Source organism: Thalassobaculum sp., from assembly GCF_040219215.1.
Taxonomy (GTDB): domain Bacteria; phylum Pseudomonadota; class Alphaproteobacteria; order Thalassobaculales; family Thalassobaculaceae; genus Thalassobaculum_A.
In genome coordinates, this window is sequence record NZ_JAVJSX010000007.1 from 351,364 (window position 1) to 361,354 (window position 9,991).

The 9,991-nt window shown below is 70.8% G+C and carries 8 protein-coding genes; 1 reads left to right on the forward strand and 7 read right to left on the reverse strand.

The features are described 5' to 3' along the window. Positions 1 to 22: 22 nt before the first annotated feature. The 6 genes from RIC54_RS05265 to RIC54_RS05290 all read right to left on the reverse strand — a co-directional run bounded on the left by RIC54_RS05265 (position 23) and on the right by RIC54_RS05290 (position 6,347). Positions 23 to 1,030, reverse strand: a complete 1,008-nt coding sequence (locus RIC54_RS05265) for an isopenicillin N synthase family dioxygenase (RefSeq protein WP_350150784.1) — start codon at positions 1,028 to 1,030, stop codon at positions 23 to 25. Between the two features lie 190 nt (positions 1,031 to 1,220). After that, positions 1,221 to 2,156 carry an ABC transporter substrate-binding protein gene (locus tag RIC54_RS05270; RefSeq protein WP_350150786.1) on the reverse strand — a complete coding sequence of 312 codons (936 nt, stop codon included), beginning with the start codon at positions 2,154 to 2,156 and terminating at the stop codon, positions 1,221 to 1,223. Between the two features lie 23 nt (positions 2,157 to 2,179). Then, positions 2,180 to 3,463: a TRAP transporter large permease gene (locus tag RIC54_RS05275; protein WP_350150788.1), complete on the reverse strand. Its 1,284-nt coding sequence runs from the start codon at positions 3,461 to 3,463 to the stop codon at positions 2,180 to 2,182. Then, positions 3,460 to 4,059, reverse strand: a complete 600-nt coding sequence (locus RIC54_RS05280; RefSeq protein WP_350150790.1) for a TRAP transporter small permease subunit — start codon at positions 4,057 to 4,059, stop codon at positions 3,460 to 3,462. Before RIC54_RS05280 ends, RIC54_RS05275 begins: the two co-directional genes overlap by 4 nt. Positions 4,060 to 4,147: 88 nt before the next feature. Continuing rightward, positions 4,148 to 5,209 (reverse strand): TRAP transporter substrate-binding protein, encoded by a 1,062-nt coding sequence (locus tag RIC54_RS05285; protein ID WP_350150792.1) that lies wholly within the window; start codon positions 5,207 to 5,209, stop codon positions 4,148 to 4,150. A 289-nt stretch (positions 5,210 to 5,498) separates the two neighbouring features. Continuing rightward, the gene (locus RIC54_RS05290) at positions 5,499 to 6,347 is read right to left on the reverse strand and encodes an HpcH/HpaI aldolase/citrate lyase family protein (RefSeq protein ID WP_350150794.1); all 849 of its coding nucleotides are present in this window, start codon (positions 6,345 to 6,347) and stop codon (positions 5,499 to 5,501) included. A gap of 233 nt (positions 6,348 to 6,580) precedes the next feature. Between RIC54_RS05290 and RIC54_RS05295 the strand changes: the two genes are divergently transcribed. After that, complete coding sequence (locus RIC54_RS05295; protein ID WP_350150796.1) at positions 6,581 to 8,653, forward strand: molybdopterin-containing oxidoreductase family protein; 2,073 nt, start codon at positions 6,581 to 6,583, stop codon at positions 8,651 to 8,653. A 6-nt stretch (positions 8,654 to 8,659) separates the two neighbouring features. Here the strand turns inward: RIC54_RS05295 and RIC54_RS05300 are convergent, their stop codons facing one another. Further along, positions 8,660 to 9,712 (reverse strand): uroporphyrinogen decarboxylase/cobalamine-independent methonine synthase family protein, encoded by a 1,053-nt coding sequence (locus RIC54_RS05300; protein ID WP_350150798.1) that lies wholly within the window; start codon positions 9,710 to 9,712, stop codon positions 8,660 to 8,662. Positions 9,713 to 9,991: the final 279 nt, after the last annotated feature.

Consider the following 9,991-nt stretch of genomic DNA (forward strand, 5'->3'; position numbering starts at 1 on the left):
GCGGTCCTCGCCGTTCGCCCTCTCACCCTGAGGTGCCCCGCGCAAGCGGGGCCTCGAAGGGCGCCTTGTGGCTGCGTGCGATCTTCTCGGCGATGTGGGCGCCGGCGGTGGTCGGCGGGTGCCGCGGCGCTTCGCCCGGCCCGGGAAGGCACTCGATGGCGGCGTCGAAGTCGGGGTGCACGAAATAGCCGATCGACAGTCGCCGGCTGCCGCTGTCGCCGAGTTCCGGCACCACGACGCGGTGCAGGGTCGAGACCCAGCGGTCGTTGGTCCAGCGCTGCATCATGTCGCCGAGGTTGACCACCAGTTCGCCGGGCGCCGGCAGCACCGGCAGCCAGCGTCCGTCGGGGGTGCGCGCCTCCAGCCCGCCACGGCCCTCGGTCATCGCCAGGATGGTCATGGCGCCGAAGTCGGTGTGGGCGCCGGCGCGCAGCTGGCCGGGCTCGGGCGCGGTCGCCAGGGCCGGGTAGTGGTGGACGCCGAGGATCGAGAAATGCCGGGCCATCAGCGCCGTGAAGTGGTCCTCGGGCAGGCCGAGCGCGACCGCGACGATCCTGAGCAGGTCGAGGGACAGCCGCTCGTATTCCCGGTAGATGCCGGTGAACGCTTCGGCGGTGCCCGGCGGGTCGTCGGGCAGGATGTTCGGGGCGTAGGCGGTCGCTGCCTCGGGCAGGTTCGCGAAATGCACCTGGTGGTCGTCGACCGGTCCCAGGAACACCGACTCCCGCAGGTCCAGCGGGGTCTGCTGGCCCAGGGTGGCGGCCAGGCTGCGGGTCGCCACGCCGTGATAGCCGCGCTGCCTTGCCGGCCCGGTCGGGCCCCAGCGCGCCTTTTCGGCGGCCGGCAGGTCGTAGAAGGCGAAGGCCCGGCGGAAGGTTTCCTCCAGGGTCTCGCGCGAAATGCCGTGGCCGGCGATCACCAGGAAGCCGGTCTCGCGGCAGGCGGCGGCGACCTGCTCCACCACGGCGCGACGACCGTCCGGGTCGCCGGCCAGGAACGGGGCGATGTCGATGGTCGGGATGGCGTCCATGGGCAATTTCCTCCCGTTCGGGCGGTGCGGCGGCGGGTGGGTACCGGCTCGGCCACGCCGGGGCGGCGCGTCCGTCCGGAATGACGAATGATAAAGTTGGGCACTGCGAGAACGCTTCCCTTCATTTCGTCATTCCGGACCGGACCGCCGGAGGCGGGACGGAGCCGGAACCCACGGAGCGACGGGCGCCTCAGGCCGATCCGCCCAGCGCCTCCGCCGTGATGGCGTCGTCGACCGCGCGGTCGTAGGGCACGTCGTATCCGATCAGCCCGCCGGACAGCAGCGACGCCTTCAGCCGCACGAAGGTCGCGGCCGGCAGCTCCGGCGAGCGCGCCCACACCCCCGAGGACCGGTAGCCCTCGATCATCCGGGCCAGTGCCGCCGGCTCGAAGCCGGGGAACCAGCCGGCGACCTGGCCGGCGATGTCGGCGGCCGGCTCGGCGAACAGGGCGGCCTGGGCGGCGGCGATGCCGCGCACCAGCGCCCGGCAGGTCGCGCGCTCCTCGGCCGCGAACCGCCGGGTCGTGTAGAAGCTGGTGTAGCTCATGTCGCCGCGCACCGCGAAGCGGTGCCAGACATGGCCGAAGCCGCCGGCGACGGCGCGGTCCACATAGGGTTCGAACAGCTGCACCACGTCGGCCTTGCCGGCCCTGAGCCGTTCCAGGTTCTCCGCCATCGGCAGGTCGGGCAGCCGGTTGATCGCGGCCGGGTCGATGCCCTCGCGCCGCAGGTCGTCCTGGAAGGTCATCCAGGGCGTCGGCACGTCGACCGCGACGCCGATGCGCGGTCCCGGCCAGTCCCGGGAATGCGCCAGGTCGGAGAACCGGAACGCCGGGTTGGCGTGCCGGCCGACCAGCACGAAGGGCTCGCCCGAGACCACCTGGCCGAAGCACACCAGCGGGCAGTCGCGGTCGGCGTCGTGGTGCAGCATCACCCGCATCGGGCCGCCCCAGGACACGTCGGCTCGGCCGTCCAGCAGGGCGGCCGCGGTCTGCGCGGTCGCCGGCGAGGTCTCGATGCGGACCTCCGCACCCTCGCGGGCCCAGTCGCCGCGCTCGGCCGCCAGGTAGAACGGCACGTAGGGCACCGCCCGCATGTTCTCGAACAGGACGATCGGCCGGCCCATGCAGTGACCTCCTTCCAGGGCTCCTAGCCGGCGATCCGCGGCAGCCAGAGCGCCAGGTCGGGCACCAGCATCAGCAGCACGATCATCGCCAGCAGGGTGACCACGAAGGGCAGCGAGCCGATCATCACGTCGCGGATCTGCCCGCGCGGCCGCACCCCCTGGACGATGAACAGGTTCAGCCCGACCGGCGGGGTCACCAGCGCGGTCTCCAGCAGCAGCATCATCAGCACACCGAACCACACCGGGTCGTAGCCCATGTTGATCACCACCGGTGTGATGATCGGCACGGTGGCGATCATCATCGACAGCGACTCCATGAACATGCCGAGCACCAGGTACAGCGCCACGATCATCCACATGGTCTGGATCGGGGTCAGGCCGCTCTCGGTGATCAGCTCGGTGACCTGATTGCCGATGCCGACCGAGGTGACCGCAAAGCTCAGGAAGGTGGCGGCGATCAGGATCAGCATGATCATGCCGGTGGTGCGCATGGTTCCTTCGCAGGACTCGCGCAGCATCGACCAGCTCAGCCGGCGCTTCCAGGCGGCCAGCGCCATCGCCATCAGCACGCCCAGCGCCGCCGACTCGGTCGGCGTGGCGAGGCCGGTGTAGATCGAGCCGATCACCACCGTGAAGATCAGCAGCGGCGGCACCAGGTCCGGCAGGGTGCGCCAGCGCTCGCCCCAGCTCACCGCGATCTTGTCGCCGCCCCAGGCCGGCCGGGCCATGCAGGCGACGATCACCGTCACCATGAACAGCGCCGCCAGCACCAGGCCGGGGATGATGCCGGCCAGGTAGAGCTGCGGGATCGAGGTCTCGGTCAGGGCGCCGTACACGATCATCACGATCGACGGCGGGATCAGGATGCCGAGCGTGCCGCCGGCGGCGATGGTGCCGAGGAACAGCCGCTCGTTGTAGCCGTGCCGGTCGATCTCGCCGACCGCCACGGTGCCGATGGTCGCGGCGGTCGCGACGCTGGAGCCGGACACCGCCGCGAACAGGGTGCAGGTGCCGATGTTGGAATGCATCAGTCCGCCCGGCAGCCAGGACAGCCACTGGCTCATGGCGGCGTACATGCGCTCGGCGATGCCGGAGCGCAGCAGCAGCTCGCCCAGCAACACGAACAGCGGGATGGCGAACAGGATGAAGTCGGTCGAGACCCCCCAGCTCATCTCGCCCAGCGCCAGGCGCAGCGGCATCCAGGAGTACAGGTAGTCGAGCGACAGGCCGAGCGCGGCGAGCGCCGCGGCGATCGGGATGCTGAGCGCCAGCAGCGCCATCAGCATCGCCACGGTGACCCAGATCATGGCCGGTCCTCCGCCGGTTCGGCGCGTCTGCGCAGGCTTTCCAGCTCCTCTTCCAGGTCCTGCTGGCCGGTGCGCGAGCCGGCGATGCGCTGCACCGTGGCGATGTCGCCGGTAACCAGGGCGTGGCAGGCGCGCAGCAGCAGCAGCAGCGTCACCAGGGCGAAATAGGCAAGCCCGACCAGCCACAGGAACTGCGGGTAGGCGAGCGGCGTGGCGATCGCCGTGACGGCCCGCGAGCCGAGGTTGAAGGACTGGTGGAACACGTTCCAGCCGTGCCAGGTCAGCAGGGCGGCGAAGCCGAGCATCACCATCAGCCCGAGCACGTCGAGCGCGGCGCAGGCCCGCACCGGCAGGTGGACGTACAGGGAATCGATGCGGATATGGGCGCGGTCCAGCAGTGCCAGCGCCAGTGCCCAGGACGACGAGATCGCCAGCACGTAGCCGGACAGTTCGGCGGCCCCGCCGAACGCCAGGACGAACAGCTTGCGGACCACGATGTCGAGGCCGATCACGAAGGCGGCCAGGATCACCAGGGCGCCGCCGGCCCAGGCGCCGTAGCGCGCCAGCCGGTGGGCGAGGTCGAGAATTCGGTCCATCACGGCTCCGGGCGGGCCCAAGAATAATGTCGCACGCAGGATACCGCCCTCCGGGGGGAGGGCGGTACCGTTCGTTGCGCGGCTCGGATCAGAGCTTGTCGAGCGGGATCGTCAGGCCGACCACCTTGCCGACCGTGTCGTTCCACTTGGCGGCGCATTCCTTGCCGCAGCGCTTGCCCCACTTCACCAGCACGACGTTCTGCACGACGTCCTCGCGCTTCGCCTTGTCGGCGTCGGACAGCGGCACCAGGGTCATCTTGCCCTTCTTGCCGAGGGTGCAGGGGTCGTTGCCGATGTTGCAGTTCACGCCCTGCTCGGTGGCCTGGCCGCCGATGTCCCAGTTCATGTTCTCGAGCTCGGCGAACTCCTTGTCCATGAAGGCCTGGACCTCCGGCGCCCAGCCTGCGTAGGAGCCCTCGTTGACGGCGGTGTAGTAGATCGACCAGCCGACCGGCAGCGGGTACAGGTGGGTCGCCACTTCCGGCCAGCCGGCGGTGTTGCCGGACAGGGTGCCGGTCAGCGCGCAGTCCACGACGTTGCGCTGCAGGGCCGGGACGACCTCGCCGAACGCCATGGTGATGGTGGTGGCGCCGACGGCGGACACGAAGTCGGACTGGGTGGTGTTGAACACCCGGACCTTCTTGCCCTTCAGGTCGTCCAGGCCGGCGATCGGCTTGTTGCACCAGAACACGATCGGCGGGTTGTTGCCGAGCGCCACGAGCCGGGCGTTGAACTTCTTCTTCATGGCCTCGGCCATCACCGGCTTCCAGACGTCGCAGGCCTTGCGGGCGGTGGCGATGTCGGTGGTGATGCCGGCCAGGTCGCAGCCCTCGAACACCGGGTGGTCGCCGGCCATCTTCGAGATGTCGCCGACCCCGGCGTCGGCCACGCCGGCCTGGGTCAGCCGCAGCAGCGAGAAGTCCTTGATGCCCAGGATGTCCTGGTTGTTGTAGTCGGCGGTCACCTGGCCGTTGGAGTCCTTCGCGAGCTTCTCGGTCCAGAACGGCTTCTCGACCTCCTTGGTCTGCAGCAGGTTGCTGTAGTTGCCGACCACCTTGATGGTGGTCTTCGGCAGTTCGGCCGCCTGCGCGGCGGTCGCCGCCAGCAGCAGCGCGGTCAAGGCCGCGGTCGTCGTCCAGCGCATGGTCATGGTGTCTCCTCCGTGGGGTCCCTTGGATGGGCAGGCGGGACTTCCGGATCGCGATCGACCACGGTCCCGCTCGAATTGGTGCAAGCGTCCACATGCACATCAGATGGCCGGACGGGAGCCTGCCCACCGGTCTGATGTCATAATGTATGACAAGCCTAACGCCGGACTCGTTGCCTGGACAACCGCCCCACGGGCACGGCAGTGATGGCGCGGAGCGAACGGATCGACCCGGCGGCCGGTGCCGGCCTCAGGACCCGGGCGTCAGGCCCCGGTTGTCAGACCCCGGGCGTCAGGCCCCGGCGCGCGCCAGCACCCGGTACATGCTGCGCAGCACCGGCTTCTCCAGCAGCTTGCCGTCCAGCACCACCAGGCCGCTGTCGGCGGTCTCGAAGGCCTCGACCACCCGCCGGGCATAGGCGACCTCGGCCGCGCTCGGGGTGAACACCGCGTTCAGCACCGGCACCTGCCGGGGATGGATCGAGCCCTTGCCGGAGAAGCCGAGCTCGGCCGCCGCCTCGGCCTCGGCCCGCATGCCGTCCATGTCGTTGAGGTCGAGATAGGGCACGTCGATCACGTCGACCCCGGCGCCGGCCGCCGCGTGCACCACCCGCGAGCGGGCGTACAGCAGGGCGTTCCAGGAATTGCGGCAGCGCAGGTCGGCGGCCATGTCGACGCCGCCGAAGAACAGGGCGTCGATGCGGTCGCTGGCCCGGGCGATCTCCCAGGCCGCCTCCAGCGCCTCGTTGGTCTCGACGATCACCTGCAGGCGGGTCGCGATCTTCAGCTCGTCGAACAGCTCGGCCAGCGCGGTGATCTCGGCCGGCGACTTGACCTTCGGCAGCATCAGCGCCGGCGGCGCCTTGGGCGAGCCCAGGATGGCGTCGATGTCGCGCATGCCTTCCGGGGTGCGCGGCGCGTTGATCCGCACCATCGCTTCGACCGACCCGTCCAGCGCGGCCTCGGCGAACCACTTCAGCGTGGCGGCCCGGGCCTCGGCCTTGTGCTGCGGCGCGATCGCGTCCTCCAGGTCGACGCACATGATGTCGGCGCCGACCGCCAGGGCCTTGGGGAACATGTCCGGCTTGTTGCCGGGCGCGAAGATGAAGCTGCGGCGGGGGCGGATGGCGGCGGCGGTCATGGGCGGGGCTCCTGGGTCGGGCGGTACGGCGCAGTCGGTCCTGTGGCTCGACGAGGGCATCGCCTCACGCCGAATTGCGGACAAGCATACTCCCTCCCTCGTCATTCCGGATGCATCCCGCCGCTGGCGGTCCGCTCCGGAATGACGGTGTGATGAGGGGCGGGATCCCAGTGAGGTCGTTGCCGAAAGTTCCGATCTTCCCCCGGCTTCCGCCCCGCTCTACCCTGCTTCCCATGCCGCTCGACGCCCTCGACTCCCCCGCCATCGTCCCCTCGGTCTGCCCGCATGACTGCCCCAGCGCCTGCGCGCTGGAGGTCGAGCGGCTCGACGCCCACACCATCGGCCGGGTGCGGGGGGCCGCGTCCAACGACTACACCGCCGGCGTGGTGTGCGCGAAGGTGGCGCGCTACGCCGAGCGGGTGCATCACCCGGACCGCCTCAAGGTGCCGCTGCTGCGGGTCGGGCCGAAGGGCTCGGACCAGTTTCGCGAGATCGCCTGGGACGAGGCGCTGGACCGGGTCGCCGGCGCGTTTTCCGAGGCCGCTGCCCGGCATGGCCGCGAGACCGTGTGGCCCTACTACTTCGCCGGCACCATGGGGCTGGTGAACCGCGACGGCATCAACCGCCTGCGCAACGTCATGGGCTATTCCGGCCAGGACGCCAACATCTGCACCACCGTGGTGAAGGCCGGCTGGATCGCCGGCGCCGGCAAGGTCGGCGGCAGCGACCCGCGCGAGATGGCGGAGTCGGACCTGATCGTCATGTGGGGCGGCAACCCGGTCTCGACCCAGGTCAACGTGATGACCCACGTGTCGCGGGCGCGCAAGCAGCGCGGCGCGCATTTCGTGGTGGTCGACCCGTACCGCACGCCCACGGCCGAGGCCGCCGACGAGCACGTCATGGTGCGGCCGGGCACCGACGGCGCCGTGGCCTGCGCGATCATGCATGTGCTGTTCCGCGACGGCTATGCCGACCGCGACTACCTGGCGCGCTACACGGAAGGGGCGGCCGAACTGGAAGCGCACCTCGCCACCCGCACGCCGGCATGGGCCGAGGCGGTCTCCGGCGTCCCGGCGGCGCAGATCGAGGCCTTGGCCGCCCGCTACGGCCGGACCGACCGGGCCTATATCCGGGTCGGCTACGGCTTCGCGCGCTCGCGCAACGGCCCGATGCAGGTGCATGCCGTCGCCTCGATCCCGGCGGTCGGCGGCAAGTGGCGGCACCGCGGCGGCGGCGCGCTGTGGAAGGTCGACGGCTACTACACGGTCGACAAGACCCTGATCGAGGCGAGCGACCGGATCCGCCCCGGCACCCGGGTGCTGGACATGTCGCGGATCGGCCCGGTGCTGACCGGCGAGGACGCGGTGGTGCGCCGCGGCCCGCCGGTGACCGCCATGCTGGTGCAGAACACCAACCCGGCGGCGGTCGCGCCCGACAGCCACCGGGTGCTGAGGGGCCTGAACCGCGACGACCTGTTCCTGTGCGTCCACGAGCAGTTCCTGACCGAGACCGCCCGGCACGCCGACGTGGTGCTGCCGGCGACCACCTTCCTGGAGCATGCCGACATCTACACCGCCGGCGGCCACCCGCATCTCGAGGTGCACGACCGGGTGATCGAGGCGCCGGGCCAGTGCCGGTCGAACCACCGGCTGCAGAACGACCTGCTGCGCCGGCTCGGCGGCGAGCACCCGGCGATGGACATGACCGAGGCCGAACTGATCGACGCCACGCTGAAGCGCTCAGGCTATCCCGGCTTCGACGAGATGGTCGGCCGCAAATGGCTGGACGTGTCGCCGTCCTTCGAGGAGCAGCACTTCCTGAACGGCTTCCCGACGAAATCCGGGCGGTTCGAGTTCGCGGCCGACTGGGCGGCGGTCGGGCCGCTGGGCGCCGGCATCCCGGGGTTGCCCGACCATGTCGACATCATCGACCGGGCGACCGACGAGAAGCCCTACCGGATGGTGACGGCGCCGGCCCGCAACTACCTGAACACCTCGTTCACCGAGACGCCCACCAGCCGCAAGCGCGAGGCCCGACCGACCGTTATGGTACATCCCGACACCGCGGCGGCGCTCGGCTTCGGCGACGGCGACCGGGTGCGGCTCGGCAACGGGCAGGGCTCGGTGGTGCTGCACGCCCGGCTGTTCGACGGGGTGCAGCCGACCACGGTGATCGTGGAGTCGGTGTGGCCGAACGCCGCCTTCGAGGAGGGCATCGGCATCAACGCGCTGACCAGCGCCGACTCGCCGCCGCCGTCCGGCGGCGCGGTGTTCCATGACACCGCGGTGTGGATGCGGCGGGCGTAGGCCCGGCTACCGCGCCAGCTCGGCCCGGACGATCGCGGCGCCGTCGGCCATCGCCTTGAGCTTGCCGAACGCAACGGCGCGCGGCAGGTACTTCATGCCGCAGTCCGGGGCGACCATCAGCCGCTCCGCCGGCACGTGCCTGAGGGCGGCGCGCAGCCGGCCGGCGACCACCTCGGCGGTCTCCGCCTCCGGGTCGTTCAGGTCGATCACGCCGAGCATGATGCGCTTGGACGGCAGCGCCGCCAGGGCCTGCGGGTCGAGGCCGGGCTGGGCCGCCTCGATCGAGACGATGTCGGCGGAGCATGCATCGAGCTCGGGCAGGAAGGAGTAGCCGCTCGGCTTGTCCTTCACGATCGCCGCATAGCCGAAGCAGAGATGCACCGCGGTGGTGCCCGGCGCGTCCCGCAGCGCCCGGTCGATGGCCGGGACGGCATAGTCGTGCGCGACCTTCGGGCGGGCCTGCATCCAGGGCTCGTCCAGCTGCACGATGTCGGCGCCGGCGGCGAACACCGCCAGCAGCTCCTCGTTGACCGCCGCCGCATAGGCCATCGCCAGGTCGGCGTCGTCGGCATAGTGCTCGTTCGCCGCCTGCTGGGTCATGGTGAACGGCCCGGGCAGCGTCACCTTGATGGGCCGGTCGGTCTGGGCTCGCAGGAACCGCACCTCGTCGACGATCACCGGCCGGGTCCGCCGGACCGGGCCCACGACCCGCGGAACCAGCGTGGTCTGGCCGTAGCGGCCGATCGTGCTGCCCGGCGTCTCGATGTCGACGCCCTCGAGCGCGGTGGCGAACTGGTTGGAGTAGCTCTCGCGGCCGGCCTCGCCGTCGCCGACGATGTCGATGCCGGCGCGCTCCATGTCGTGCACCGCCAGCACCGCGGCGTCGCGCTGGCCCTCGGCCAGCTGCTCGCCGGACAGCCGCCAGATCCCCTTGGCCCGCAGCCGCGGCACGCCGGCCTGCTTCAGCGCCTCCGGATCGACCAGCCAGCCGGGTTGCGGATAGCTGCCGACCACGGTGGTGGGCAGCAGCGGCAATTTGGCGATCCGGTCCGTCATCATGCGTAGGCGCTCCCTCGTCGTCCGGCTCCGGTGCCGGGTTCGCGTCGAGGCGCCACTCTACACGGCGGCGGGCGGTGCGGAAGGCCTCAGCGCCCGTCGCTCCGTCTTCGGGATTCACACATTTCTCGGCGGCGGGTAGGTTCCGGAGCCGGACGCTCGCGCGTCCCCTCCGGAATGACGAAGGTGGGCAGGATTTGGCCGGCTTCCCTCCCGGATCCACCCCTCACTTCGAAAATTCGGTGACAGTGCACTCTATTCCCGTCCTGGATGTGACGCCTC

Coding starts and splice junctions, on each gene's coding strand:
- RIC54_RS05285 (WP_350150792.1), bottom strand. CDS start 5,209: ATGACCATGCGCTGGACGACGACCGCGGCCTTGACCGCGCTGCTGCTG.
- RIC54_RS05290 (WP_350150794.1), bottom strand. CDS start 6,347: ATGACCGCCGCCGCCATCCGCCCCCGCCGCAGCTTCATCTTCGCGCCC.
- RIC54_RS05275 (WP_350150788.1), bottom strand. CDS start 3,463: ATGATCTGGGTCACCGTGGCGATGCTGATGGCGCTGCTGGCGCTCAGC.
- RIC54_RS05300 (WP_350150798.1), bottom strand. CDS start 9,712: ATGATGACGGACCGGATCGCCAAATTGCCGCTGCTGCCCACCACCGTG.
- RIC54_RS05265 (WP_350150784.1), bottom strand. CDS start 1,030: ATGGACGCCATCCCGACCATCGACATCGCCCCGTTCCTGGCCGGCGAC.
- RIC54_RS05295 (WP_350150796.1), top strand. CDS start 6,581: ATGCCGCTCGACGCCCTCGACTCCCCCGCCATCGTCCCCTCGGTCTGC.
- RIC54_RS05270 (WP_350150786.1), bottom strand. CDS start 2,156: ATGGGCCGGCCGATCGTCCTGTTCGAGAACATGCGGGCGGTGCCCTAC.
- RIC54_RS05280 (WP_350150790.1), bottom strand. CDS start 4,059: ATGGACCGAATTCTCGACCTCGCCCACCGGCTGGCGCGCTACGGCGCC.